Genomic DNA, 24,912 nt, shown 5'->3' on the forward strand with positions numbered 1-24,912 from the left:
GCTGTGTTCAGGCGACCTGCACCTCGATGCGCCGTGCCCGCTCCTGTGAAACCTTGGGAATGCGCAGGCGCAGGACGCCATTGAGATACGAGGCATCCACCTTGTCGGCGTCCAGATCGCGCGACAAGGTGAAGACGCGCCGGTACCGAGCGTGCATGATCTCGGCGTGAATGGCCTGCATGTCGGGCGGCACGTCCAGCGTGATGGCGCCCTCGATGGTCAGGGCGTTGTCATTGATATGAATGGACAGCTTGTCCTTGGGGACGCCGGGCATGTCGGCCCAGAGCGTGATGCCCTGGACGTCCTCGCAGACGTCGACCGCGGGCACGACGGATGCGGGCGTCTCGCCGCTTTCTTCGGGCAGCGTGGTGTCGGAGTCATTATTGACCATGATAGTCCCTCGCTTATTGAATGGTGATTTTCCGCGGCTGGGCGACCTGCTTGCGTGGAATCCGGATCTGCAGGACGCCGTCGCGAAAGCGCGCGTCCACGGTACTTTCGTCCGCATCCTCGGGCAGGGTGACCACACGGCGAAAGCGTCCCGAGAAGCGCTCATCGATATGGACGGCCTGATAGTCCGTATCTTGCTGCCGTTCTATGCCGCGCTGACCGGCGATGACCAGCACGCCTTTCTCGATGTGGGCGTCGATTTCATCGGCGTTGACACCCGGCACAAATACATAGACCAGGACTGCGTCGGGTGTGTGGCCCATGTTCATGGCGGGAAAGCCGCCCCAGGTGGAGCCGCGTATGGTCGGAGCCAGGCCGAGGGCCTGCTGCATGTCGCGCTGCATGCGGTCCAGCTCCGCGAACAGATTGCGCGAAAAGGGAGATCGGTAGATCATGCTGCCTCCTTCAGAGTGTGCGCCGGCATCCCCTGTCGGGGCTCCGGAAGGACGCGGATTGCGCCGCGCCCCCGCACACCCAGCCGGCAAACGCCGTGCCGGGAGAGGCTGGAGCGCTATGCCACGGCGGCGTCCGCGCCGTGGAAGGTCACGAACTCGTCCAGGCCGATACGGTCGGGCCGGTAGCGGTTAGCTACGCAGTCGGGGTCTTCGTAACCCATGGAAATGCCGCATACGATGGTCTGGTCTTGTGCGATGCCAAGTATTTCCTTGACGATATCGGGATAGTTGGCCAGCGCGGCCTGTGGGCAGGTGTGCAGGCCATGGCCGCGTGCGGCCACCATGATGCTTTGCAGAAACATGCCGTAATCCAGCCAGCTGCCTTTTTCAAGATCGTCGTCTATGGTAAACAGCAGCACGACGGGCGCGTCGAAGAATACATAGTTGCGCCCATGCTGCACGGCGCTGGCCTCGCGGTCGCCCTTCTTGATGCCGAGCATGCTGTACAGCCCCCAGCCGGTTTCCCGGCGGCGCGCCAGATAGGGTTCGCGCCAGCTCACCGGGTAGTACTGGTACTCGCGCTGCGCGGGACGGCCTTCTTCATGGGCCTGCAGCAGGGCGCGCGACAGGCGGTCGCGTACCTCGCCCTGCACGACATGGACCTTCCACGGCTGGATATTGCTGCCGCTGGGCGCATGGGCGGCGGCTCGCAGTATTTCGCACAGCACGGCATGCTCCACAGGCCGCGGCAGGAAGCCCCGCACGCTGCGGCGCGAGGTAATGGCCCGGGTGACGGAATCGGACAGGGGGGAAGAGGCACTGTGTAGCGTCATGGCCGGGCGAGTTCGGTGTAGCGGAAACAGTCTGTAGTGTGATCCATGATGCAGCCTATGGCCTGCAGGTAGGACTGGCAGATGGTGGGGCCGACGAACGTGAAGCCCGCTTTCTTGAGCACACGGCTCATGGACTCGGCCTGGGGCGTCACCAGGGGGATATCTTCGTGGCGCGCATAATGGTTGACCAGCGGATGCCCCTGCGTGAATGACCACATTGTTTCCACAGGGTCGTCGAGGGTCAGCCATGCGCGCGCGTTGCGCCGTGCAGCATTGAGCTTGAGGCGATTGCGGATGATGCCGGCATCCCGCATGAGCGTGTTCTCGATATAGTCGTCGCTCATGGCAGCGACTTTGCCGGGGTCGAAGCCGAACAGAACCTGGCGGTAGCGGGGTCGCTTCTTGAGGACGGTGATCCAGGATAAGCCCGCCTGGAATCCCTCCAGCAACAGCATTTCGAACAGATGCCGCGGGTCGCGCGAAGGCGTGCCCCACTCGGCATCATGGTATGCAATATAGTCAGGGTCGTTCGTGCACCAGTGACAGCGTTTCATGAAATGAGGCTCCGGGGGCGCCGGCGCACGGGCCGGGCATGCTGTATTCGATCAGGGTGATAGCGTCTATTCTATCCTCGACCGCACAGCGGTGGGCCACGGCCTCGCCCAGAATGATGACGGCGGGGCTGCGCAAGCCGCGCAGGGCAATGTCGCGAGGCAGATCGCGCAGGCGGGTCACCAGCGCGCGCTGATCGCTGCACGATACCCGCTCTGCCACGGCCACCGGCAGATCGGGTGCGAAGCCGGCCTGCAGCAATGCCTGCACCAGCGGCGCTGCCTTGCCCATGCCCATGTAGCAGACAACAGTCAGGCCGCTGCGTGCGAGCGCTTCCCATGCGGGATGGCTATCGTCGGCTGTGCGCGCCGTGACGAATATCACGCCGCGCGACACTTCGCGGTGGGTCAGCGGGATGCCCAACGCGCTGCCGGCGGCCAGCCCGGCGGTAACACCGCTGACGCTGTCCACGCGTATGCCGCGTTCGGCCAGCCATGCGCTCTCCTCGCCGCCCCGTCCGAAGATGAAAGGGTCGCCGCCCTTTACGCGCGCCACCATGCGGCCTTGGCGCGCATGGCGTGCCATCAGGCGCAGGATGAAAGCCTGGGGTGTGGATGTGCACCCGCCGCGTTTGCCCACGCGCAGGATGCGGGTGCCGGGTGCGGCCAGCTCCAGGATACCGGGGCCGACCAGATCGTCGACCAGCCAGACGTCGCACTGACGCAGCACGCGTAGGGCTTTCAGGGTCAACAGCTCGGGATCGCCCGGTCCCGCACCTACCAGCCACACGCGGCCCTGCGCGGGTGGCGGCGCGGCAGCGGTTTCGTGCGCCGTCCCGGAACGGCCGGATGCGGGCTTGCGCCGCGGCAATGGCAAAGGATGGGAAGAAGGAGGCGTCATGTCATTCATGCCGTCAAGGGCCGTGCCCTGGGTTCTGCTGCCATACGCTGTATCTGCGGCACGCAGGCGCCGCAGAAAACACCGCACTGAAGTGTGGTCTTGACCTGTTCCACATCCATGCCTTCGTCCAGCGCCTGGCGGATTGCCGCGTCGCTGACGTTGCCGCAGGTGCAGACGATGGCGGGTCGGGGCGCGGCTGACGCGCGGCCCATGAGTATCTGGCCGGGGCTGGCTGGCGCCTCGCCGCTGTCCGCCCATTGCAGCAGGGCGGGGGCGGCGCGCACGTCGCCGGCCAGCAGCCAGGCATGCAGTGCCGAACCCTGTCGCCTGATGCGCCGGACGATGCCGCGTGCGGGATCGTCAAAGGACAGATCGGCCTCCCGCAGTTCCAGCGCGCATGCAAGTTCATGCAGCGTATCCGCGGCGGGAGGGGTGTCGCCGGCCATCCTCAGGCGCACGCTTTCGCCGCCCATTGCGCTGGGCAGCAGCATGGCAAATGGAAAACGTCGCAGCCAGGGCATGAGGCGCAGGCGCAGTGCGGGGGCGGGCCCATGCAACCAGGCCTGGGCCGACCAGGCGAACGGCGCGGCCTGCACGCTGGCCGCGCTGTGTTTGAGTTCGGGTTGATGCGACAGCGGGTCTCGGGCGCTGCTGGTCAGTGCATTGATGCCGTCGCCCGCCATAAAGGCGCTGCCCCAGTGCATGGGCAGGAACGTATGGCCGGGCCGCAGGGCGTCATCCTGCCTGGCGGGCAGCACCAGTACCCCCCGGCGTGTCCGCACGCGCACGAGGTCGTCGTCGGACACGCGGCCGCGCCGCATGTCCGACGGGTGGAGATAAATGCGCGGCTCCTCGGCATGGCGGGTCAGCGCGGTTTCAAGACTGCTGCGCGTCATGCTGTGCCATTGATCGCGCATGCGGCCCGAAGTCAGCCGCAATGGATACTGCGCCGACACCGGTTCAGCTACCGGCGCATAGCCGCCGTCATGAAAACGGGCCCTTCCGTCCCCGGTGGGGAACACGCCGTCTTGGTATAGGCGGGCCGACGCGGCGGGGTCGGGGGCCTTGCCTGGCTTGTAGGGCCACTGCAGCGGCCCGTCCCGATCCAGGATTTCATGTGTCAATGCGCTGTAGTCCAGGTCCTGTCCGGCCGTCATGCGCGCATGTTCGGCGAAGATGGCCGCTTCGCCGTCATAGTCGAACAGCGCGGCCTTCCAGGGCGCAATGCGCCGCGCCAGCCTGCGCGCCACGGCGCACGCCAGTTGCCAGTCGGGACGCGCATCCCCGGGTGGGGTAATGGCCGCTCGAACCCGGCTGATGCGGCGTTCGGAGTTGGTGACCGTACCGCTTTTTTCCGGCCAGGTGGCGGCGGGCAGTACCAAGTCCGCGTAAGCCAGTGTTTCCGCATGACTGAAGGCCTCCTGTACGATCACCAACTCCGCTCGCGACAACGCGGCCCGTACGCGGGCCTGGTCAGGCAGCGATTGCGCGGGATTGGTGGCGGCGATCCATACGGCCTTGACCCGCCCCTGGCGCAGGCCTTCGAATATATCCAGGGCTGTCCTGCCGGGCAGTTCGGGAAGGCTGTCCACGCCCCAGAGCCTGGCGACTTCATGACGGTGAGCAGCGTTGCCGGGGTCGCGATGCCCCGGCAGCAGCGTGGCCATGGCGCCGGCCTCGCGTCCTCCCATGGCATTGGGCTGTCCGGTCAAGGAGAACGGGCCTGTGCCAGGCCGGCCAATCTGCCCGGTTGCCAAATGCAGGTGAATGAGCGCCGTATTCTTGGCTGTACCGCTGCTGGACTGATTCAGGCCCATGGCGTAGAGCGACAGCGCCGAGCCGGCGCGGCCAAACCAGTGCGCGGCTTTGACGATGTCCTGGGCCGGCACGCCACAGATATTCTCGGCGGCGCCAGGCGTGAATTCATGGATGCGTTGTTTGAGCGGCGCGAAGCCGGCGGTGTGCCGGGCGATGTAGTCGTCGTCCACCAGGCCGTCCCACACCATGATGTTGAGCATGGCATGAAAGAGCGCAACGTCGCTGCCTGCCAGAATGGGAAGGTGCAGATCGGCCAGCGCGCAGGTGTCGGTACGGCGTGGATCGACGACGATGACTTTCATGTCCGGCCGCGCGGCCTTGGCGGCCGCCAGCCGCTGATACAGCACGGGATGCGCAAAGGCTGGATTGGCGCCCGCGATCAGGACAGTGTCGGCCAGTGCCAGATCGTCGTAGCAGGCGGGCGGCGCGTCGGCGCCCAGCGTGAGCTTATAGCCCGTCACGGCACTGGACATGCACAGCCTGGAGTTCGTATCGATGTTATTGGTGCCCACCAGTGCGCGCGCCATCTTGTTGAAGACCGCATAATCCTCGGTAAGCAACTGGCCCGATACATAGAACGCAACGGCATTCGGTCCGTGCGTTTCGATAATACGCGCCAGTTCGCGTGCCGCGATATCGTAGGCCTCGTCAAGGGCGATGTCGCGTCGGCGCTCGCTGCGTGAGCCTCTCCACTGCGCGGACAGGACGCGGCTGCCATCATGATGCACTGTGCCGGCCAGCGCCCGGCCCTTGCTGCACAGAAGGCCCTGGTTTGAAGGATGCAGTGGGTCTGCGTCGACAGTCAGTACGCGCCCAGCCGAGCTGTGTATGCGCACGCCGCAGCCCGTGCCGCAGTAGCAGCATATGGACCGCGTTACGCGCGCGTCGTCTCCGGCCGCCGATATGTATTCCGGGGGCAATGCGTTCCGGGCTGCCCTTGATGGGGCGCGAGGTCCGGGATTTGCGCGGGACATGGTCATCGTTCCGCAGGCAGTGCAAGGTAGATGCGCCCGTCCTCGACGCGCACGTTGATGATGCGGGCGCATCCTTCATCGGGCTCGCGAGCCCTGCCGCTGGTCAGATCGATGTTCCAGCCGTGCAGTGGGCAGCTTACCGCATGACCATGCACCAAGCCGTCTGAGAGCGGTCCGCCCCGATGGGGACATCGGTCCACGACGGCGAAGATATGATCGTCTGAGGCGCGGAAAACGGCAATGGGCTCCTGGCCCGCCTTGCGCACCGCGCGCGCGCCCGAACGGGGAATGTCCTGGATGCCGCAGATCGCGGTCCATTCAAGTGCGTCGGTCATGGTCGGAAATTCCTGTAAGAAATGTTGTGGTCTATGTGGATCCGGACGCTATGCGCTCAGCGTCTCGAACTCACGGCGCGCGGGCGTTGCCTGGATGCGCTCGGCCCATGGATCGGTGTGGAAGGACAGCGCAAACTTCAGCCGTGCATACAGCGCGGCACGCAGCGCAGCATCCTCCACCACGCGTGACTTGGCATGCGCCAGGCCGACCCGGGCGAGATAATGGCAGGTGCGCTCCAGATAGAAACCTTCCTCCCGATACAGCTGCAGAAATGCACCGCAGTATTCCAGCACTTCGTCGGGCGTCTGTACTTTCGCGAAGAACTGCGCAACCTCTGTCTTGATGCCGCCGTTGCCGCCCACGTACAGTTCCCAACCCGAGTCCACGGCAATGATGCCGATATCCTTGATGCCGGATTCGGCGCAGTTGCGCGGGCATCCGGATACGGCCAGCTTTACCTTGTGCGGGCTGCCCATGCCCACCAGATCTTTTTCAAGGGCAATGCCCATTGCGGTTGAGTCCTGCGTGCCGAAACGGCAGAATTCCTTGCCCACGCAGGTCTTCACGGTGCGCAGACCCTTGGCGTAGGCATGGCCCGATGGCATGTCCAGATCCTTCCAGACAGCGGGCAGGTCCTGCTTGCGCACACCCAGCAGATCGATGCGCTGGCCTCCAGTGACTTTCACCATGGGCACTTTGTAGCGGTCGGCCACATCGGCGATGCGGCGCAGTTCGGCGGGCGTTGTTACGCCGCCCCACATGCGCGGCACTACGGAATACGTGCCATCCTTCTGGATGTTGGCGTGGGCGCGCTCGTTGATCAGGCGCGACTGGCCATCGTCGCGCGCTTCGCCAGGCCACGTGGACAGCACGTAATAGTTCAGTGCCGGGCGGCAGCTGGCGCAGCCGTCCGGGGAGCGCCATTCGAGAAAATGCATGGCGGCTGCTACGCTGGTCAGATGCTGTTCGCGGATGGCCTTGCGCACCTCTGCATGGGTATAGTCAGCGCAGCCGCAAATGGCTTTTTCTGTGGAGGGCTTGATGTCGGCGGCACCTCCCACGCAGTTCACCAGTATCTGCTCGACCAGGCCCGTGCACGAGCCACAAGAGCTGGCGGCCTTGGTGTGCTTCTTGATTTCATCCACTGTGAACAGGCCCTGTTCGCGGATGGCCTTGACGATGGTGCCTTTGCATACGCCGTTGCAGCCGCAGATCTCGGCGCTGTCCGGCAGGCCTGCCACGCTGTTCTCTCCGGCATGCCCGGTGTCTCCGACCGCGCTCTCGCCAAACATCAGATGGTCACGCAGACCGGTTATGGCTTTGCCTTCTCGGATCAAGCGAAAGTACCAGGCGCCGTCGACCGTGTCGCCGTAGAGGCACGCGCCCACCAGTTTGTCGTCCTGGATCACCAGCTTTTTGTAGACGCCACCCACCGGGTCGGCCAGCGTAATGGCTTCCGTCTGCGGGCCGCCCATGAAGTCGCCGGCTGAGAAGACGTCAATGCCGGTGACTTTGAGCTTGGTGGAGGTAATGCTGCCGGCATAGCGGCCTATGCCCAGCATGGCAAGGTGATTGGCGGCAACGCGCGCCTGTTCAAACAGCGGCGCCACCAGCCCGTAGGCGGTGCCGCGATGGCTGACGCATTCGCCCACGGCATAGATGCGCGGATCGAAAGTCTGCAAGGTGTCGTTGACCACCACACCGCGATCTGTGTGCAGGCCGGCGCTTTCGGCCAGCGCGGTATCGGGCCGTATGCCCGCGGCCATTACCACCAGGTCCGTGTCGATCTGGCTGCCGTCCGCGAAGCGAATGCCGCACACGGCGCCATGCGCATTGCCGAGAATGGCTTCAGTCTGGCATCCCATGAGGAACTTGAGGCCGCGCTCCTGGAGATGGGTGCGAAGTAGCGCGGCGGCATCGCCATCCAACTGCCTGTCCAGCAGCGCATCGCCCAGATGCACCACGGTCACATCCATGCCGCGCACAGCGAGCCCATTCGCGGCTTCGAGTCCCAGCAGCCCGCCGCCGATGACGGTGGCGCGCTGCAGGCGGCCGGCGGCCTCGATCATGCGGTTGACGTCGCCGATATCGCGAAAGGCGACCACACCATCCAGGTCCTTGCCAGGCACCGGCAGGATGAACGGGCGCGATCCGGTCGCCAGCAGCAGGCGGTCGTACTGCGCCGTCAGGCCTGTGTCGGTTGAGACTGTCCGCCGGCCCCGGTCTATGCGCGTGATGGTGCTGCCGGTATGCAAGGCGATATCGTTGTCCCGGTACCAGTCCAGGTCGTTGAGCACGATATCAGTTAGCGTCTGTTCTCCAGTCAGGACCGGCGAGAGCAGGATGCGGTTGTAGTTCGGGTGTGGTTCGGCGCCGAATACTGTGATGTCGTAAAGATCCGGGTCGATCTTGAGCAGTTCTTCGAGGGTACGTATGCCGGCCATGCCATTGCCGACGACGACGAGTCTATGTTTCTTCATGAAGTTGCAAACCGATAGCGGGGTTGGCGGACGCGCGGTCGATGGGCGCCCTTGCTTCACGTTCACGCAAGTTCCATGCCAATCGCTTCCGCCGTCGCGCAGGGCGCGCGAGGCGGGCCAGCGCCGCGCGCCATTGTTGCCCTGCACCAACACCGTGCGCAATCCGGTGCATGGCACCGCCCGTGTGCCTTGACCTATAATGCCTGTCTATTCATACAGCCGCGCCGCCGCCATGGAGCCTCCTTCCGCAGCCGCCCCCGCCTGTGCCGCGCCATCCCGACGCGTTGCCCATCTCGACATGGACGCCTTCTATGCGTCGGTGGAATTGCTGCGCTATCCGGAGCTGCGCGGCCTCCCCGTCGTCATAGGCGCCGGCACCCGGTACCAGCCGCACGTCAATGCGGATGGCAGCCGCAGCTTTCACCGCCTGCGCACCTATGCGGGACGGGGCGTGGTCACCACGTCCACATACGAGGCGCGTGCGCTGGGCGTGTTTTCCGCCATGGGCATGATGAAAGCCGCCCAGTTGGCGCCGGATGCGGTTCTGCTGCCGGTCGATTTTGCGGCCTATCGCGACTGTTCGCGCCGCTTCAAGCAGGCCGTGGCGGCCATTGCGCCGCACATCGAAGACCGCGGCATCGATGAAATCTATATCGACCTGACTGCGCTGCCCGAAGACAGCCTGACGCTTGCGCGGCGCCTGAAAGAAGCGGTCAAGCAGGCCACCGGGCTCAGCTGCTCCATCGGTATTTCGCCCAACAAGCTGCTTTCCAAGCTGGCTTCCGAGCTGGACAAGCCCGATGGCATCACCATCATCGGACCGGGCGATCTGCAGCGCCGCATCTGGCCACTGGATGTCAGCAAGGTCAATGGCATCGGCCCCAAGGCCACAGAGCGCCTGCGCGCGCTTGGCATAGACACGATTGCACGTTTGGCGCAGACGCCTCCCGCTCTGCTGCAGGCGCAGTTCGGGCTGAGCTATGCGCGCTGGCTGCTCGATGTAACCCAAGGTGTGGACGACAGGCCGGTGCGCACATGGTCCGTGCCCAAGTCCATAAGCCGCGAGACAACCTTCGAGCGTGACCTGGATGTGCGGCGCGACCGGGCCGAGCTTTCAACCATACTTGTGCGCCTCTGCACCCAGTTGGAGGGCGACCTGGAGCGCAAAGGCTATCTGGGGCGCACGGTCGGGGTGAAACTGCGCTTCGATGATTTCCGCACCGTGACGCGCGACCTGACGCTGCCGGATGCCGTTGCCGATGCGGCCGCCTTGCTGCGCGGGGCTCGCGCCTGTCTCAAGCGCATTGCATTCGACCATAGGCTTCGCTTGCTCGGCGTGCGCATCAGCGCGCTCGAAAAGCGGAACGATTCCACGCGTGCCGGGACCCAGCTCAGCCTGTACTGAAGAAGGTGGGGAAGGCAGCGTCTGCGGCCGCCGGCACGCCCTGTGTGCAGGCGCAACACTAATAACAAAACAAACAGAGTCTGCGCTACACTTATTTCAACGAGAAATATATAAGTAAGTATCCATTCGTTATGTATTGGGTGCGGGGCTTGCTAGCATGTGGATTCCGGCAGGTCGGAGGGCGGCGATGGTGCACTGCCCCGACCTGCTTCAACGCTTTTTCCGCAGGACAGAATCAATGAAGCTTTCCGCATTGCTGCGCGGCCTCGCAGCCGCCGTTATCGTCGTTACCCCGTTGTTGGCCGCGCCGCTGGCGCAGGCTGCCGGCTTGCTTGATACGGTCAAGGAGCGCGGCGCCTTGATCGTTGGTCTGGAAGGCACCTACCCTCCCTTCAATTATGTCGATGCCAAGACGGGCGAGCTGGACGGTTTCGACGTCGATGTCGCAAAACTCATTGCCGAGCGCCTGGGCGTCAAGGCGGAGTTTGTGAAGACGGAATGGAGCGCCATCCTGGCGGGGCTGGGCTCGGGCAAGTTTGATGTCATTGTCAATCAGGTCGGCATTACCGATGCGCGCAAAAAGGCCTTCGATTTCTCGGTGCCCTACGTGGCCTCCAGCCCGCAGCTCATCCTGCGCAAGGATGACGACAGCCAGTACAAGACTTTCGCCGACCTGAAGGGCAAGAAGCTGGGGGTGGGCCAAGGCAGCAACTACGAGGCGCTCGCCAAGGCGCAGGAAGGCGTCATCGTCAAGAGCTACCCGGGCGCGCCCGAGTATCTTTCCGATCTGGTCAACCGGCGCATCGATGCGGCGCTCAACGACCAGCTCATGACAGCCTACCTGGTCAAGACCGCCAATCTGCCCATTCGGGGTGGCGCCATCGTGGGAGAGCCACGCTTCAACGGAATTCCGTTCCGCAAGGGCAATCCCAAATTCGAAGCGGCCATCAACAAGGCATTGCAGGACGCCTTTGCGGACGGCTCGTTCGCCCGCATTTCCACCAAGTGGTTCGGCATTGATGTCAGCAAGGTGCGCAAGCCCGGGCAGTAAGCGGCCATGAATCTCGTCGACCTGCTGGCCCTGGCCGCGCCCATCCTGCTCAAGGGCACGCTCTATACGCTCATCTTCGCATTCTCGGCGATGTTCGGCGGGCTGGTGGTGGGTTTTATCCTTGCCGTGGCCCGCATCATTCCCAGCCGGGCGGTGCAGGTGCCAGCGATCGTGTACGTCAGCATGATGCGCGGCACGCCGCTGCTGGTGCAGGTGTTCATCATCTACTACGGCCTGCCCAGTATAGGGATTTCATTCGAGCCGCTGACGGCGGGCATCATTGCCCTGAGCCTGAACGCCGGCGCCTATATTTCCGAGAGCCTGCGCGGCGCGATTCAGGGGATTTCCGCAGGACAGTGGTCGGCAGGGTACAGCCTGGGACTGAATTATTGGCAGAACCTGCGTTATGTCGTTTTGCCGCAGGCGCTTCGGCTTGCGGTTCCCGCCATGAGCAACTCCCTGATCAGCCTGATCAAGGATACGTCGCTGGTGTCTGTCATCACGGTCACGGAACTGCTGCTGGCCACCAAGGATGTCATCGCCACCACATTCCAGCCACTGCCGCTATATCTGGCGGCTGCGGCCATCTACTGGGTGCTCTGTTTGATACTGGAGCAGGTGCAGGCGCGTCTGGAAAGGCATTTCGGGCGTGCCACCCGCAGCGCCTGAGGCCGCACTACAAATCGTATTCCGGCTCCACCGCATCGCCCACGCATAAGATGGCGCCCGGCCCCGCCCCGCCGACCACCGCGTTCACGCCAAACAGTACACCTTCGGGAAACTGACGATGCCTCGCCAGGGTGATGCCAGGCTCAGGAGCCGATATAGCCGTGGCTTGATCTATGTTGGGGATGGGGCAGCGGGCGCACCGCTTGACGAATGCGAAGGTGAGCGAGCCGATTTGCATGCCGCCCAGATAGTCTTCTTCGTAGCCGTCCAGCCCTTCCACCACGATACTGGGCCGGAAGCGGTTCATGGGCACGGGCGCCACGCTTCTTTCGGCGAGCTGCTGGTTCAATTCGTCCAGCGAGCCCTGATTGCAGATCAGAAAAGGAAAGCCATCGGCAAATCCGAACTGATGGCGGGCTGGAAATCCGGGTGCCCAGGCCTGATGACGCTCGCGCCAGAAGTCGACATGATCCGGGCTGGCAATGCGCTGCGCTTCGGGGTGCACCCGCAGCAGGCGGCAGGGTACGCCAAGGAAGGTCTCCAGCCATTGGGCCGCGGCGTCGCCTTCATCGAAGCCCAGTGTGTCGGCCGCCCAGATGCGCACATGAACACGCGGTGGGTGCGCCGTGTCGACCAGCCAGGGAATGACGATTGCCGGCATGCCTGGGGCGTTCAGTGTGAGGTCGCCATGAGTGCCGTGCTGGAGGCTGGGCTGTATCAGCGCCATGCGCGCGCAGGTGCGCTGCGTCATGAAAATACCCTGGTGGTCAACGATGACCCATTGGCGATCCAGCGGCATGCCGCCCTGGCTGACGGCGGCTTCTTCGTGGCTGATGCCGGCGCAGGATTTGACCGGATAACTGTGCAGACTGAGAATGCGAACGCTCATGGAAACGGAAGGGGAGTGGGGAGCCGGCAACCGCGGCGGCAATATGGAAAGGTCTTCTGGCGCATAATACAGCTTTTGCCCAGACAGGCAGGTTAAAATTCCCGCATGGGCTGGCTTTCATCACTTTTGCACAGGAAGGCATCATGAACTTCGATCGGTCGGGCGCAGACGCTCTCATGGAAATCACCTCGCGGCCTGAGCTGGTTTTCGTGCGAGGCCAAGGCTCCTGGCTCGAGGACCACGAGGGCAAACGATATCTCGACTTCATCCAGGGCTGGGCGGTCAACTGCCTGGGCCATTGCCCGGAGCCCGTGGTCAAGGCGTTGCAGCAGCAGGCCGCGACGCTGCTGAATCCCTCGCCAGCCTTCTACAACGAACCGTCCATGAACCTGGCGCGGCGCATCACGTCGGCATCGTGCTTCGATCGCGTTTTCTTTGCCAACAGTGGCGCCGAAGCCAACGAAGGCGCCATCAAGCTCGCCCGCAAGTGGGGCCAGCTCAAGCGCAACGGCGCCTATAAAATCATCACCATGGACCACAGCTTCCATGGCCGTACGCTGGCCACGATGTCGGCCTCAGGCAAGCCGGGCTGGGACCGCATCTTCGCGCCCCAGGTCGATGGCTTTCCCAAGGCCGACCTCAACGACCTGGATTCGGTACGCGCCCTCGTCGACGACCAGACGGTGGCCATCATGCTCGAGCCGGTCCAGGGCGAAGGTGGCGTCATTCCCGCCACACGCGACTTCATGCAAGGCCTGCGCGCGCTGGCCGACGAGCACGGCCTGCTGCTCATCGTGGACGAAGTGCAGACCGGCTACGGCCGCACAGGCAAGTTGTTTGCCTACGAGCTGTCGGGCGTGGAGCCCGACATCATGACGCTGGGCAAGGGCATTGGCGCGGGCGTGCCGCTGGCTGCACTATGCGCGCGCGAGGCGGTCTCGGTATTCGCGCATGGCGACCAAGGCGGCACCTACAACGGTAATCCGCTCATGACGGCGGCCGGCATCGCCGTATTCGATACGCTGACAGCACCCGGTTTCCTGGACTCGGTGCAGGCGCGGGCACAGCAGTTGTCCGAAGGACTCTGGGATCTTTCCGCCAAGTGGGGCATGGGTGGCGAGCGTGGCGAAGGCCTGCTGCGCGCCCTGCTGCTTGGCCGCGATGAAGGCCCGGCCATTGTCGACGCCGCACGCAACTGGGCACCCGAGGGCATGTTATTGAATGCGCCTCGCCCTAATCTGCTGCGCTTCATGCCGGCCTTGAATGTCACTGAGCAAGACATGGACACCATGCTGGCGCGCCTGGACGAAGTCATCGCCAAGGTGCGCAGCTAGGGTGCACCGGCTCGGCGCTGCGTCTGTCGTATTCTTCTAGAAGATATCGGGCTCGCCAGCCGGCTGGCCAAAACCGGTTTGTAGAAAGTCGAAGTCGCAGCCGCTGTCCGCCTGCTGGATATGCCGGGTGAACATCCAGCCATAGCCGCGTTCATAGCGGGGTGGAAGTGGCGCATGGGCGGCCTTGCGTCGTGCCAGCTCCTCGGGCGATACCTCGAGATGAATGCGGCGGGCCGGCACGTCAATGGAAATCTCATCGCCCGTCTGGACCAGGGCCAGCGGGCCGCCAATGAAGGATTCGGGTGCCACATGAAGAATACAGGCGCCATAGCTGGTGCCGCTCATGCGCGCGTCCGAGATGCGAACCATGTCACGCACGCCCTGCTCCACCAGCTTCTGCGGAATGGGGATCATGCCCCATTCAGGCATGCCTGGCCCGCCTTGCGGGCCCACATTGCGCAGTACGAGCACATGATCTGCCGACACGTCCAGATCGGCGCGGTTGATCCTCGCCTTCATGTCTGGATAACTGTCGAACACCAACGCCTTGCCCGTGTGCTGCAACAGGCGCTGATCAGCTGCCGCGGGCTTGATGACGCAGCCGTCGGGAGCGATATTGCCGCGCAATACCGCCAGCGACCCTTCCGTGTAGATGGCATTGTCAAGGCTGCGGATAACGTCGTCGTTGTAGACTCTGGCACCTTCCAGGTTCTCTCCTACCGTCTTGCCGCTCACGGTCATCAAGCCCAAGTCGAGATGCGGCTTGAGCCGCGCCATCAGGGCGCGCAGGCCGCCGGCATAATAGAAGTCCTCCATCAGATAGGTATCGCCGCTGGGCCGAATATTCGCAATGACAGGGATATTGCGGCTGGCCGCGTCGAAGTCTTCCAGGCCGATGTTGCAGCCGGCGCGCCGCGCCATCGCAACCAGGTGGATGATCGCATTGGTCGAGCAGCCCATGGCCATGGCCACGTGTATCGCGTTGATGTAGGCGGCGCGCACCTGGATCTTGTCCGGCGTCAGGTCTTCCAGCACCATCTGGACGATGCGCCGGCCCGACTCGGCGCACATGCGGATATGGTTCGCATCGGCCGCCGGAATGGAGGATGCGCCGGGCAGCGACATGCCGATGGCTTCGGCAATGGCCGTCATGGTGCTGGCCGTTCCCATGGTCATGCAGTGCCCATGAGAGCGCGCTATGCCGCCTTCAATGCCCAGCCACTGCACGGGCGTGATGTTGCCGGCGCGGCGTTCGTCCCAGTACTTCCAGGCATCCGAGCCCGATCCCAGAGTTTTGCCTTCCCAGTTGCCGCGCAGCATGGGGCCGGCGGGCACATAGATGGCGGGCACGCCTGCGCTGGTGGCACCCATGAGCAAGGCCGGCGTGGTCTTGTCGCATCCGCCCATCAACACCGCGCCGTCGATGGGATGGCAGCGGATGAGCTCTTCCGTTTCCATGGCAAGCAGATTGCGGTACAACATGGTGGAAGGCTTGACGTATTGTTCGGCCAGCGACTGCGCGGGCAGCTCGACGGGAAAGCCACCCGCTTGCAGAACGCCGCGCTTGACATCCTCGACCCGCTGCTTGAAGTGCGCGTGACAGGGGTTGATGTCCGACCAGGTGTTAATGATGCCGATCACGGGCTTGCCAGCCCAGTCTTCGGGGCTGTAGCCCATCTGCATGATGCGGGAGCGGTGCCCAAACCCGCGCAGGTCGTCCGGCGCGAACCAGCGCGCACTGCGCAGTGTTTCAGGTTTCTTCATGACATATTCCTGAGATTATGATGTGTGCCACTGCGGATGGCGCCGTTGCTTTTCGCCGACGCAGCCGGCGCAATGCCGGCCGCGGTCGCGGGACTGTGTTGTCAGGCGCCGGCCTTGACCTTCTGGCGCCAGGCATGCAGGAGCGGCTCGGTGTAGCCGTTCGGCTGTTCAAGCCCCTTGAATACCAGGTCGCAGGCGGCCTGGAAGGCCGCTGATTTCTCGAAATTGCCTGCCATCGGACGATAGTTCGGGTCGCCAGCGTTCTGTTTGTCGACCACTGCGGCCATGCGCTGCATGGTTTCCTGCACCTGTTCGCGGCTGACGATGCCATGGCGCAGCCAATTGGCCATGTGCTGGCTGGAGATGCGCAGGGTGGCGCGATCTTCCATCAGGCCGACGTCATGGATGTCAGGCACCTTGGAGCAGCCAATACCTTGGTCGACCCAGCGCACGACGTAGCCCAGTATGCCCTGAGCGTTGTTGTCCAACTCCTGCTGCTTTTCCTCGTCGGACCAGTTGGTGTCGGCTGCGACAGGCACCGTCAAGATGCCGTCCAGAAGGTCTTCGTGCCTGCCTTCCATGCTGCGCTGGACTTCCTGGACATCGACTTGATGATAATGCAGGGCGTGCAGCGTGGCGGCGGTGGGCGACGGCACCCATGCCGTATTGCCGCCAGCCTTGAGGTGCCCGATCTTCTGGGCCAGCATGTCGGCCATCAGATCGGGCATGGCCCACATTCCCTTGCCGATCTGGGCTTGGCCGCGCAGGCCGCATTCCAGGCCGGTCTGTACGTTGTTCCGCTCATAGGCGTCTATCCACACGCTGCGCTTCATATCGCCCTTGCGCACCATGGCGCCGGCCTCCATGGAGGTGTGGATTTCATCGCCGGTGCGGTCGAGAAAGCCCGTATTGATGAATGCCACCCGCTCGCGGGCCGCGTCGATGCAACCTTTCAGGTTCACGCTGGTGCGGCGCTCTTCGTCCATAATGCCCATCTTGATGGTATTGGGCGCGAGGCCAAGCAACTGTTCGGTGCGAGCAAAGAGTTCGTTGGCGAAAGCGACCTCGTCGGGTCCGTGCATCTTGGGTTTGACGATATAGATGGAGCCCGCCCGCGAATTGCCCTTGTGTTTCAGATCGTGCATGGCAATAAGGGACGTGAAGACAGCATCCAGGATGCCTTCGGGCACTTCGTTGCCCTGCTCGTCAAGCACGGCGGGATTGGTCATGAGGTGTCCGACGTTGCGGATGAACATCAGCGAACGGCCATGCAGGGTATGCGTCTGGCCATCGACCCCTGTATAGCTGCGGTCTGGGTTGAGCTTGCGTGTGAAGGTTTTGCCGCCCTTGGACACGTCCTCGGACAGATTGCCCTGCATCAGGCCCAGCCAGTTTCGGTAGGCCAGCACCTTGTCCTGGGCATCGACCGCGGCGATGGAATCCTCGCAGTCCATGATGGTGGTGATGGCCGACTCCAGGACAACATCCTTGACGCCAGCCTTATCCTGAGCGCCAATCGCGTGCGATTTGTCGATCTGGACTTCGAAGTGAAGCCCGTGATGGCGGAACACTAGCGCCTCGGGCGCGCTCGCATCGCCGCGCCAGCCCAGGAACAGGCCTGGATCAGCGAGCGCGGTGGCGCTGCCGTCGCCCAAGGTAACGCGCAAGGCATTCTCGTGGACCGAGTAGGCACTGGCGTCGGCGTGGGAACCCTTGGCCAGCGGAATGCTGTCGTCAAGGAACTTGCGCGCGAAGGCTATGACCTTTTCGCCGCGCACCGGGTTGTAGCCGCCGCCGCGGGTGGCGCCGCCGTCTTCGGAAATCGCATCGGTGCCGTAGAGCGCGTCGTACAAACTGCCCCAGCGGGCATTGGCGGCGTTCAGCGCGTAACGGGCGTTGGTGATGGGGACGACCAGTTGGGGGCCTGCCTGTGCGGTGACTTCAGTGTCCACGCGCTCGGTCTTGACCGCCACATGGGCGGGAGCGGGCTTGAGGTAGCCTATGCTTTCCAGGAAGGCGCGGTATGCGCCCGCATCTTTGATCGGACCGGGATTATTCCGATACCAGGCATCGAGTTCGCCCTGGAGACGGTCGCGCTCGGCCAGCAGGGCTTGGTTGCGCGGCGCCAGATCATGGACCAGGGCGTCGAATCCCGCCCAGAAGGCCTGCGCATCGACGTTTGTGCCGGGAAGAGCCTGTTTCTCGATAAATTCGTACAGTTCGGTCGCAACCTGCAGCCGATTGCAAGGCGTTCGCTCGCTCATGTGGTTTCCTCGTTATATCTGACTGTTTACTGCCTGCATTGTGGCCCGTATCGCGCATGGCGCAGCCGTTGCATGGGCTGCGCCATGCGCGTGGATGGCTTGGCGGATGCGGATATGCCAGCCTGGTGGGCTGGCTGCACTCGGGCTTTTGTTGTTTTGGCGGACGCCGATCAGGGCGCCGTGGCTACAGTCTACTATAAGACCTGGATATTGAGCGGGACCAGGCGGGCCGGTTAACCAACGCAAACGGGGAGCGCATTGCCCTCCCCGTCCGGCTTGATTTTCGCAGTGTTCAAACGATGACCGTTTCGTGCGCGCTGGCGGCCTGCCGGGGGGCGGGCGCCGGCAGGCTTGCCAGGCTGCCCGCATTCACTGCGGCAATGTGCAGAAGATTGGTGCTGCCGCTGCAGCCGAAGGGCAGTCCGGCAACGATGGCGATGTGGTCGCGATCGGCAGCCAGGCCTTGCCGCAGTGCGGCCGCCGAAGCCTGTTCCATCATTTCGGACGGGCTGTCCAGTTGCGCATCGAAAGCAAGAGGATGCACGCCCCAGGCAAGGGCCAACTGGCGCGCGACCAGGGGGCTGGGCGTGAGTGCGAGTATGGGCGCCGTGGGGCGTTCCCGGCTGGCGCGCAAGGCGCTGAAACCCGAGGCGGTGTAAGCCACTGTCGCGGCCAACTGAAGCAGCGCCGTCACGCGGCGCAACGCGCAGCAGATGGCATCGGGTGTCGTGGCCTGCGCGGCGCTGTGCGTGGCATCCAGGCCGGCGCGCCAGGCGGGATCCCGTTCCACTTCGCTAATGATGCCAGCCATGATGCGCACCGCCTCGACGGGATATTGTCCCGACGCGGATTCCGCCGACAGCATGACGGCATCGGCGCCGCTGTAGACGGCGTTGGCTACGTCGGAGGCCTCGGCGCGCGTGGGTACCGGCGCCGCAATCATGGATTCCAGCATTTGAGTCGCCACGATGACGGGGCGGCCGGCATTGCGGGCGGCACGCACGATGCGCTGCTGCAGCACGGGCACGCTTTGCGGCGGCATTTCGACGCCCAGGTCACCGCGCGCCACCATGATGCCGTCGGCGCGGTCCACGATGGCATCCAGGTGTTCGATGGCCGCCGGCTTCTCAAGCTTGGCCATGATGCGAACGCCGTGTCCCTTCACAAGGTCGCGGGCCTCATCGATATCTTCAGGCCGCTGGACGAACGACAGGGCGATCCAGTCCACGCCCAGGGACAGGCCGAATGCCAGGTCGGCCCTGTCCTTGGCGGTCAGTGGCGAGATGGGCAATACGACGCCCGGCACGTTGACGCCTTTGCGATCAGAAAGCGGTCCGCCCACGACGACTGTCGTTTGGGCGAAATCGGCGCCGCAGGCATCGATGCGCAGGCGCAGCTTGCCGTCGTCAAGCAGCAGTTCGGTGCCGGCGTGCAGGGCGGAAAAAATTTCTGGATGAGGCAAGTTGACTCTATGCGAGTCGCCGGCGGCAGGGTCCAGGTCCAGGCGAAATGGCTGACCCGCCTGCAGCAGGATTTTTCCACCCTGTATGCTTCCCACGCGCAACTTGGGGCCCTGGAGATCCTGGATAACACCGATAGGCTGCCCGCGCTGTTCTTCCAGGACGCGAATGGTGCGCAGGCGTTCGGCGTGATCATCATGGCTGCCGTGACTGAAGTTCAGGCGAAAGACATTCACGCCTGCATCCAGGAGCGCGGCAATACGTTCGATGGAGGATGTCGCGGGGCCCAGTGTGGCAACGATGCGGGCGCGGCGCTGCGCGTTTGGTTGTGTCATGTCGGTCTCAGAGCACCAGGATGGCGCGGAAATCATTCACGTTGGTCAAGGTGGGGCCGGTGATGAGTGCATCGTCCAGCGCTTCGAAGAAGCCATGGCCGTCATTGTTCTCGAGGCTGTGTCGAGGACGCAGGCCGTACTCCAGGGCGCGAGCGAGGGTGTCGGGGCCGATGAATGCGCCTGCGCGCTCCTCCTGGCCGTCCACGCCGTCAGTGTCGCCGGCAACCGCGTGAATACCGCTCGCGCCATTCAGCGCCACAGCCAGCGACAGCAGAAACTCGACATTGCGGCCGCCGCGTCCCTGGCCGCGCACGGTGACTGTGGTCTCGCCGCCCGAGAGCAGCACACAGGGCGGCTTGACGGGTTGGTGGTGTGCATGGGTTTGCAGCGCGATGCCGGCCATGACCTTGCCCACCTCACGCGCTTCCCCTTCGATACGGTCGCCCAGGACAAGGCTGCGTACACCCGCCTTCTGGGCGACCGCAGCGGCGGCGGCGAGCGCATGCTGGGCCGTGGCAATGAGATGTGTTTCAACCCCGGACACGCGTCCATCATTGGATTTAATGGTCTCCCCAGCGCCGCTTTCCAGTAGCTGGCGGGCCGCATCAGGCAGGTCGATGCCATAGCGGCGCACAATATCCAGAGCATCGGCGCAACTGGTATGGTCGGTCGTGGTCGGGCCCGAAGCGATATCGGCGGCTTGGTCGCCAGGCACGTCGGAGATAAGCAGGTTTAGCACGCGTGCCGGGTGGCATGCAGCCGCCAGCCGGCCGCCCTTGATGGCGGACAGGTGGCGGCGCACGCAGTTCATTTCCGAGATGTTTGCGCCCGACTTGAGCAGCGCACGATTGATGGCTTGCTTGTCGTGCAATGCAATGCCTTCCGCAGGCAAGGAAAGCAGTGATGATCCGCCGCCCGAGAAAAGGCCTATGACCAGATCATCGGGGGTAAGATCATGCAGCATCGCCAGCATGCGCCGGGCCGCCTCCGTGCCCGCGCTGTCGGGCACGGGATGTGCGGCCTCGACAATTTCTATATGGCGGCAGGGCACCGCGTGGCCATAGCGGGTGACGACCAGCCCTTCCAGCGGCCCCGCCCAGTGGTCCTCGACGACGCGGGCCATGGCGGCCGAAGCCTTCCCCGCGCCGATGACGAGAGTCCGGCCTCTGGGCTGCGCGGGCAGGAAGGGCGGCAGGCAGCGCGCCGGCTGGGCGGCCTCCACGGCTGCGGCAAACATGCGGGCGAGCAGTTCGCGCGGGATGAAGGGTGGTGCGGATTTCATGGCGGTCGCTATGTCGGGTGCTACGCTCGCCCGCCAATCTCATAGTTGGCGGCCTTTTCCAGGGCGCGCACCATGGCGGAGTGGTCCCATCCCGCACCATCGTGCGCGGCGCAGGCATTGAACAGCTCCTGCGACACGGCCGTGCTGGGCAGCGAGACGCCGATCTGGCGCGCCGTGTTCAGCGCCAGATTGAGGTCCTTCTGGTGCAGGGCAATCCGGAAACCCGGTTCGAATGTGCGCTTGATCATGCGTTCTCCGTGCACTTCAAGCACGCGCGAATTGGCGAAACCGCCCAGCAGCGCTTGCCGTACCTTGCCGGCATCTGCGCCGGCCTTCGAGGCCAGCAGCAGCGCTTCGCTCACGGCTGCGATATTCAGTGCGACGATAATCTGGTTGGCAACCTTGGTGATCTGGCCATCGCCGTTTGCGCCGACCAGCGTCACGTTCTTTCCCATCAGGTCAAACAGAGGCTTGACCTTGTCGAAGGCTTCCTGGGGGCCGCCGACCATGATGGTCAACGTCGCAGCCTTGGCGCCGACTTCGCCGCCGGAAACCGGCGCATCCAGGTAGTCGCAGCCCAGTTCGTTGATGCGCTTGGCGAAATCTTTGGTTGAAACCGGCGAAATAGAACTCATGTCCACCACGATGCTGCCCTTGCGCAAACCGCTGGCCACGCCCTTTTCCCCAAACAGTGCTTTCTCGACATCGGGGGTGTCGGGCACCATGGTAATGATGATGTCTCCCTTGGCTGCCGCGTCGGCGGCGTTGGCGCATCGGCTGGCGCCCGCCTCCATCAGGGCCGCGGGCGTGTCGCCAAGCGTGTAGGTATGGAGCGTGTGGCCGCCCCTGATGAGATTCAGTGCCATGGGGGCGCCCATGATGCCCAGTCCGATGAATGCGATGTCAGCCATGTGATGCTCCTTGATTCAGAGTGCGGGTTCAGTTGTGTGCAATGCCTGGATCCAGCCCAGGCCTTCGGTGGTTCCGGACAGCGGCTTGTATTCGCAGCCTATCCATCCTTCGTAGCCCAACATGTCGATATGGTCGAACAGCCAGCGATAATTGATCTCGCCCGTCCCCGGCTCGTTGCGTCCAGGGTTGTCGGCGAGTTGGATGTGCGCGATCCGGCTCAGATTGTTCCGTATAGTGGCGGCCAGTTCTCCTTCCATGCGCTGGGCATGGTAGATGTCATACTGAATGAACAGGTTGTCCGAGCCCACTTCGTCGATCAAGGCACGCGCCTGGTCTGTGCGGCTGAGATGGAAGCCAGGGATATCGAAGGTATTGATGGGCTCTATCAGCAGCCGGATCCCGGTCGCCTTCAATTTTTCCGCTGCGAAACGCAGGTTCTCGACGACGGTGGCACGGACGGCGTCCGCATCGATACCTGTCGGTGTCTTGCCGATCAGGCAATTGACCTGGGGGCAGCCCAGCGCGGTGGCGTACTCGATTGCGCGCCCTACACCGTCCTGGAATTCGCCCTTGCGTTCGGCAAGGCAGGCGATGCCGCGCTCGCCTGCATCCCAATCACCGGCAGGCAGGTTGTGCAGTACCTGCTGCAGGCCGTTTTCATGCAGCTGCGTGGCCAGCTCGTTTTTATCGTAGGCATAGGGAAACAGATACTCCACGCCAGCAAAGCCGTTGTCGGCGGCAGCCTTGAAGCGATCCATAAAATTCAGCTCGCCGAAGAGCATGGAAAGATTGGCAGCAAACCTGGGCATAGATAAACTCCTTGTTGCAGTCGATGCTGTGAGCCGGCTCATGCTGCGAGCGCCATGCTCGCGGCGTGGCCGGCGCTGTATTCAGTCAAGCAGCGCGAGCGCGGTGGGTGCATCCTCTCTTTGCTCGGCCAGTGGCTCGAATTCGTTGATGTTGTCGATTTCGGCGCCCATGGCGATGTTGGTCACGCGCTCCAGAATCAACTCCACGACGACAGGAACCTGATGCTCCCGCATCAGCTTGCGAGCCTGTTCGAGCGCGGGCTGAATGTCTTCGGGGCGCTCCACGCGAACGGCCTTGCAGCCCAGGCCTTCGGCCACGGCGACATGGTCCACGCCATACCCCTTGGTGGCGGGGTTGTTGATGTTGTCGAAAGACAGCTGCACGCAGTAGTCCATATCGAAGCCGCGCTGCGCCTGCCGGATCAGGCCCAGGTAGGCGTTGTTGACGAGAATGTGCAGGTAGGGCAGCTTGAACTGCGCGCCCACGGCAAGCTCTTCCAGCATGAACTGGAAGTCATAGTCGCCCGATATGGCGACGATTTCATCTTCGGGGCAGGCGGCGCGCACACCGAGCGCGGCGGGGATAGTCCAGCCCAGCGGGCCCGCCTGGCCGCAGTTGATCCAGTTGCGCGGTCCGTATACGTGCAGAAACTGGGCCGCGGCGATCTGCGACAGGCCGATGGTCGCCACGTATCGGGTGTTGCGGCCAAGTATGGCGTTCATTTCCTGATAGACGCGCTGCGGCTTGAGCGGGGTGTCGTCGAAGCGCGTCTTGCGCAGCATGGCGGGGTCGCGCTTGCGCGCCTGGCACTCGAGAACCCAGGCGCTTCGGTCCCGTAGCACGCCCGCTTTTTTCAAGTCCTGTGCCGCTTGTATCATCAGGCCGAGGGCGGCGCCCGCGTCGGAGACGATGCCGAAATCCGGGCCGAACACCTTGCCGATCTGTGTCGGCTCGATATCGATATGAACGAATTTGCGTCCCTTGGTATAGATTTCGGTGGACCCTGTATGACGGTTCGCCCAGCGATTGCCGATTCCCATCACGAAGTCGGATGCCAGCAGCGTGGCGTTGCCGTAGCGATGCGCGGTCTGCAGGCCAGCCATGCCTGCCATCAGCGGATGGTCATCGGGGATGACGCCCCAGCCCATGAGAGTAGGAATGACCGGCACGCCGAGCAATTCCGCAAAGGCCTGCAACTGATCGGACGCATTCGCGTTGAATACGCCGCCGCCGGACACAATGACCGGCCGGTCGGATTCGTTTAGCATCTGCACGGCGCGCATGGCCTGGGCGGCGGTGGCGGCAGGCTTGTACACCGGCAGCGGCGTGTAGGTGTCGGGATCGAATTCAATCTCGGCCATCTGCACGTCGATGGGCAAGTCGATCAGCACCGGGCCGGGTCGGCCCGACCGCATGATGTGAAATGCCTGCTGGAAGGTGCCAGGCACCTGCGCGGGCTCACGCACGGTCACGGCCCATTTGGTCACAGGCTTGGCGATGGATTCGATATCCACCGCCTGAAAGCTTTCCTTGTGGAGCTGGCTGCGGGGCGCTTGCCCGGTAATGCACAGAATGGGAATCGAGTCCCCGGACGCGGAGTACAGGCCTGTGAGCATGTCGGTGCCTGCGGGGCCCGAAGTGCCTATGCACACGCCGATATTACCGGCGCGCGCGCGGGTGTAGCCTTCCGCCATATGCGACGCGCCTTCCACATGACGCGCCAGAATATGCTCAAAGCCGCCGTGCTTGCGCAGTGCGGAGTAGAGGGGGTTGATGGCGGCACCGGGCACGCCGAACAATGTACTGGCGCCTTCTTTCTGCAGTATGGTCGCTGCGGCGTCGACGGCTCTCATTCTGGCCATGATTGCTCCTTGGGTTCGGGGGATGCTTCTTGCGGCATGCGAGTTCGCGGATCGCGAGCGGCGCGGGCGGCCAATTGCGCATGACGGGCTTGAGAGTCAGGATAGGGAATGCGCGTACAGAATTGAATTGCACTGCG

Annotated in this window: 21 protein-coding genes; 5 read left to right on the plus strand and 16 right to left on the minus strand. The window is 63.7% G+C overall.

Features of this window, described 5'->3' with window-relative positions:
• Positions 1-7: 7 nt before the first annotated feature.
• The 8 genes from ERD78_RS13210 to nirB all read right to left on the minus strand — a co-directional run bounded on the left by ERD78_RS13210 (position 8) and on the right by nirB (position 8,738).
• A complete protein-coding gene (locus ERD78_RS13210; protein ID WP_129969793.1) occupies positions 8-391 on the minus strand; it encodes an Hsp20/alpha crystallin family protein in 384 nt (127 codons plus the stop codon).
• Positions 392-404: 13 nt separating this feature from the next.
• Positions 405-845, minus strand: coding sequence for an Hsp20/alpha crystallin family protein (locus ERD78_RS13215; protein ID WP_218940860.1), 441 nt, complete (start codon positions 843-845; stop codon positions 405-407).
• Between the two features lie 116 nt (positions 846-961).
• A complete protein-coding gene (locus tag ERD78_RS13220) occupies positions 962-1,678 on the minus strand; it encodes a nitroreductase (protein ID WP_129969794.1) in 717 nt (238 codons plus the stop codon).
• On the minus strand, positions 1,675-2,232 hold the full coding sequence (locus tag ERD78_RS13225) for a DNA-3-methyladenine glycosylase I (RefSeq protein WP_129969795.1): 558 nt from the start codon (positions 2,230-2,232) through the stop codon (positions 1,675-1,677). The genes ERD78_RS13220 and ERD78_RS13225 overlap by 4 nt, the downstream gene beginning before the upstream one ends.
• Positions 2,198-3,130, minus strand: coding sequence for a uroporphyrinogen-III C-methyltransferase (gene cobA / locus ERD78_RS13230; protein WP_129969796.1), 933 nt, complete (start codon positions 3,128-3,130; stop codon positions 2,198-2,200). The genes ERD78_RS13225 and cobA overlap by 35 nt, the downstream gene beginning before the upstream one ends.
• Positions 3,131-3,135: 5 nt before the next feature.
• Positions 3,136-5,922: a nitrate reductase gene (locus ERD78_RS13235; RefSeq protein WP_129969797.1), complete on the minus strand. Its 2,787-nt coding sequence runs from the start codon at positions 5,920-5,922 to the stop codon at positions 3,136-3,138.
• A gap of 2 nt (positions 5,923-5,924) precedes the next feature.
• On the minus strand, positions 5,925-6,257 hold the full coding sequence (nirD, locus tag ERD78_RS13240) for a nitrite reductase small subunit NirD (RefSeq protein WP_129969798.1): 333 nt from the start codon (positions 6,255-6,257) through the stop codon (positions 5,925-5,927).
• Positions 6,258-6,305: 48 nt separating this feature from the next.
• The gene (gene nirB, locus ERD78_RS13245; protein ID WP_129969799.1) at positions 6,306-8,738 is read right to left on the minus strand and encodes a nitrite reductase large subunit NirB; all 2,433 of its coding nucleotides are present in this window, start codon (positions 8,736-8,738) and stop codon (positions 6,306-6,308) included.
• Here nirB and ERD78_RS13250 point away from each other — a divergent pair.
• The 4 genes from ERD78_RS13250 to ERD78_RS13265 all read left to right on the plus strand — a co-directional run bounded on the left by ERD78_RS13250 (position 8,737) and on the right by ERD78_RS13265 (position 11,863).
• Positions 8,737-8,931: a hypothetical protein gene (locus ERD78_RS13250; protein WP_129969800.1), complete on the plus strand. Its 195-nt coding sequence runs from the start codon at positions 8,737-8,739 to the stop codon at positions 8,929-8,931. The genes nirB and ERD78_RS13250 overlap by 2 nt on opposite strands.
• 39 nt (positions 8,932-8,970) lie before the next feature.
• Positions 8,971-10,143 (plus strand): DNA polymerase IV, encoded by a 1,173-nt coding sequence (dinB, locus tag ERD78_RS13255; protein ID WP_129970125.1) that lies wholly within the window; start codon positions 8,971-8,973, stop codon positions 10,141-10,143.
• Between the two features lie 238 nt (positions 10,144-10,381).
• Entirely contained in the window at positions 10,382-11,194 is an 813-nt protein-coding gene (locus ERD78_RS13260) for a transporter substrate-binding domain-containing protein (protein ID WP_129969801.1), read from the plus strand.
• 6 nt (positions 11,195-11,200) lie between these two features.
• Positions 11,201-11,863 (plus strand): amino acid ABC transporter permease, encoded by a 663-nt coding sequence (locus ERD78_RS13265; protein ID WP_129969802.1) that lies wholly within the window; start codon positions 11,201-11,203, stop codon positions 11,861-11,863.
• Between the two features lie 7 nt (positions 11,864-11,870).
• Here the strand turns inward: ERD78_RS13265 and ERD78_RS13270 are convergent, their stop codons facing one another.
• Positions 11,871-12,752 (minus strand): MOSC domain-containing protein, encoded by an 882-nt coding sequence (locus ERD78_RS13270; RefSeq protein ID WP_129969803.1) that lies wholly within the window; start codon positions 12,750-12,752, stop codon positions 11,871-11,873.
• A 143-nt stretch (positions 12,753-12,895) separates the two neighbouring features.
• On the opposite strand from ERD78_RS13270, the gene ERD78_RS13275 reads away from it, so the two are divergent.
• Entirely contained in the window at positions 12,896-14,086 is a 1,191-nt protein-coding gene (locus ERD78_RS13275) for an acetylornithine transaminase (RefSeq protein WP_129969804.1), read from the plus strand.
• A 36-nt stretch (positions 14,087-14,122) separates the two neighbouring features.
• Here the strand turns inward: ERD78_RS13275 and araD are convergent, their stop codons facing one another.
• The 7 genes from araD to gcl form a co-directional block, all read right to left on the minus strand.
• Entirely contained in the window at positions 14,123-15,850 is a 1,728-nt protein-coding gene (gene araD, locus ERD78_RS13280) for an L-arabinonate dehydratase (protein ID WP_129969805.1), read from the minus strand.
• Positions 15,851-15,951: 101 nt separating this feature from the next.
• Positions 15,952-18,114, minus strand: a complete 2,163-nt coding sequence (locus ERD78_RS13285) for a malate synthase G (RefSeq protein ID WP_129969806.1) — start codon at positions 18,112-18,114, stop codon at positions 15,952-15,954.
• Positions 18,115-18,406: 292 nt separating this feature from the next.
• Entirely contained in the window at positions 18,407-19,909 is a 1,503-nt protein-coding gene (gene pyk / locus ERD78_RS13290) for a pyruvate kinase (RefSeq protein ID WP_129969807.1), read from the minus strand.
• 7 nt (positions 19,910-19,916) lie between these two features.
• Complete coding sequence (locus ERD78_RS13295) at positions 19,917-21,191, minus strand: glycerate kinase type-2 family protein (protein ID WP_129969808.1); 1,275 nt, start codon at positions 21,189-21,191, stop codon at positions 19,917-19,919.
• Between the two features lie 20 nt (positions 21,192-21,211).
• Positions 21,212-22,102, minus strand: coding sequence for a 2-hydroxy-3-oxopropionate reductase (locus ERD78_RS13300; protein WP_129969809.1), 891 nt, complete (start codon positions 22,100-22,102; stop codon positions 21,212-21,214).
• 15 nt (positions 22,103-22,117) lie between these two features.
• Positions 22,118-22,912: a hydroxypyruvate isomerase gene (gene hyi, locus ERD78_RS13305; RefSeq protein ID WP_129969810.1), complete on the minus strand. Its 795-nt coding sequence runs from the start codon at positions 22,910-22,912 to the stop codon at positions 22,118-22,120.
• Between the two features lie 81 nt (positions 22,913-22,993).
• Positions 22,994-24,775 carry a glyoxylate carboligase gene (gene gcl, locus ERD78_RS13310; protein WP_129969811.1) on the minus strand — a complete coding sequence of 594 codons (1,782 nt, stop codon included), beginning with the start codon at positions 24,773-24,775 and terminating at the stop codon, positions 22,994-22,996.
• Positions 24,776-24,912: the final 137 nt, after the last annotated feature.

The organism is Allopusillimonas soli, from assembly GCF_004153445.1.
Lineage (GTDB): Bacteria > Pseudomonadota > Gammaproteobacteria > Burkholderiales > Burkholderiaceae_B > Allopusillimonas > Allopusillimonas soli.

Bases quoted from the DNA above. Each gene is read 5' to 3' on its own strand.
- ERD78_RS13270 (WP_129969803.1), bottom strand. From the start codon at position 12,752: ATGAGCGTTCGCATTCTCAGTCTGCACAGTTATCCGGTCAAATCCTGC.
- araD (WP_129969805.1), bottom strand. From the start codon at position 15,850: ATGAAGAAACCTGAAACACTGCGCAGTGCGCGCTGGTTCGCGCCGGAC.
- hyi (WP_129969810.1), bottom strand. From the start codon at position 22,912: ATGCCCAGGTTTGCTGCCAATCTTTCCATGCTCTTCGGCGAGCTGAAT.
- ERD78_RS13275 (WP_129969804.1), top strand. From the start codon at position 12,896: ATGAACTTCGATCGGTCGGGCGCAGACGCTCTCATGGAAATCACCTCG.
- nirD (WP_129969798.1), bottom strand. From the start codon at position 6,257: ATGACCGACGCACTTGAATGGACCGCGATCTGCGGCATCCAGGACATT.
- ERD78_RS13220 (WP_129969794.1), bottom strand. From the start codon at position 1,678: ATGACGCTACACAGTGCCTCTTCCCCCCTGTCCGATTCCGTCACCCGG.
- dinB (WP_129970125.1), top strand. From the start codon at position 8,971: ATGGAGCCTCCTTCCGCAGCCGCCCCCGCCTGTGCCGCGCCATCCCGA.
- ERD78_RS13295 (WP_129969808.1), bottom strand. From the start codon at position 21,191: ATGAAATCCGCACCACCCTTCATCCCGCGCGAACTGCTCGCCCGCATG.
- ERD78_RS13285 (WP_129969806.1), bottom strand. From the start codon at position 18,114: ATGAGCGAGCGAACGCCTTGCAATCGGCTGCAGGTTGCGACCGAACTG.
- ERD78_RS13235 (WP_129969797.1), bottom strand. From the start codon at position 5,922: ATGTCCCGCGCAAATCCCGGACCTCGCGCCCCATCAAGGGCAGCCCGG.
- cobA (WP_129969796.1), bottom strand. From the start codon at position 3,130: ATGACGCCTCCTTCTTCCCATCCTTTGCCATTGCCGCGGCGCAAGCCC.
- ERD78_RS13265 (WP_129969802.1), top strand. From the start codon at position 11,201: ATGAATCTCGTCGACCTGCTGGCCCTGGCCGCGCCCATCCTGCTCAAG.
- ERD78_RS13225 (WP_129969795.1), bottom strand. From the start codon at position 2,232: ATGAAACGCTGTCACTGGTGCACGAACGACCCTGACTATATTGCATAC.
- pyk (WP_129969807.1), bottom strand. From the start codon at position 19,909: ATGACACAACCAAACGCGCAGCGCCGCGCCCGCATCGTTGCCACACTG.
- ERD78_RS13215 (WP_218940860.1), bottom strand. From the start codon at position 845: ATGATCTACCGATCTCCCTTTTCGCGCAATCTGTTCGCGGAGCTGGAC.
- ERD78_RS13300 (WP_129969809.1), bottom strand. From the start codon at position 22,102: ATGGCTGACATCGCATTCATCGGACTGGGCATCATGGGCGCCCCCATG.
- ERD78_RS13250 (WP_129969800.1), top strand. From the start codon at position 8,737: ATGAAGTTGCAAACCGATAGCGGGGTTGGCGGACGCGCGGTCGATGGG.
- gcl (WP_129969811.1), bottom strand. From the start codon at position 24,775: ATGGCCAGAATGAGAGCCGTCGACGCCGCAGCGACCATACTGCAGAAA.
- ERD78_RS13260 (WP_129969801.1), top strand. From the start codon at position 10,382: ATGAAGCTTTCCGCATTGCTGCGCGGCCTCGCAGCCGCCGTTATCGTC.
- nirB (WP_129969799.1), bottom strand. From the start codon at position 8,738: ATGAAGAAACATAGACTCGTCGTCGTCGGCAATGGCATGGCCGGCATA.
- ERD78_RS13210 (WP_129969793.1), bottom strand. From the start codon at position 391: ATGGTCAATAATGACTCCGACACCACGCTGCCCGAAGAAAGCGGCGAG.